Source organism: Arthrobacter sp. SPT-J7 (assembly GCF_059089965.1).
Map to the genome: position 1 here is coordinate 1 of NZ_JBNHFF010000501.1, position 812 is coordinate 812.

At 62.3% G+C, this 812-nt stretch carries 1 protein-coding gene; it reads right to left on the minus strand.

Annotated features, from left to right (window positions below):
• A partial coding sequence (locus AC5RWX_RS33895) for a phosphodiesterase (protein WP_494100519.1) occupies positions 1–702 on the minus strand: 702 nt, incomplete at its 3' end.
• Between the last annotated feature and the right edge of the window lie 110 nt (positions 703–812).

Consider the following 812-nt stretch of genomic DNA (forward strand, 5'->3'; position numbering starts at 1 on the left):
CACGTTCAGGTCCTGGGTGTAACAGCTGGCGGAGGCGACGGAGACGGGAACCCCGGCAAAGCTCGCCGTCGTGGAGTAATGCAGGTGGCCGGCCAGGATGGTCCGGACGTCCGAGTTGCGGACCACAGCGGCAAGGGATGCCTGGTCCCGCAGCTCAACCAGCACCGAAAGGTCAAGCACGGAAGGGACTGGCGGGTGATGGAGCGCCAGGATAGTACCGTCCGGAGCCGGTGTCTCCAGCTCCGAGGCAAGCCACTTCAGCTGCGGGTCGCTGAGTTCGCCGTGGTGAAAGCCCGGGACGGACGTGTCAAGGGTGATCACACGCAGCCCGTTGATGAAGTAGCTGTGGTCGACGGGGGCGTCATTGCCGGGCTGGTCCAGCAGGCCCTTCCGGAAGTTCGCCCGGTTGTCGTGGTTTCCCATGGCCCAGATGACTTCTGCTTCCAGGTCCTGGCACGCCGGTTCCACGATAGCGCGTAGTTTCACATACGCTTCCGGATCGCCCTTGTCTGCGAGGTCGCCGGTGAAAATCACAGCTTCCGGCCGCGCCCCGGACGCCTTTACCTCTTCGAAGAGTTGGATGAGCCGCGCTTCGCTGTCGACGACGCCGTACAGGGGGTCTGGACCTCCCATCAAGTGGGGATCGCTCAGGTGGAGTAGGAAGTGGCGTGGCCGGGGATGCTCGGCCTCGATGTGCTCCATTGCTGCCTCTGTGGTCGGTGGGAAACGGCGCTTCCCTTGTACCCTTCAGTAAGGTTTATCCAATCAGACATTTGGCAAACTTTGGGTAAATCGCCGAAGCCCATGTGGAA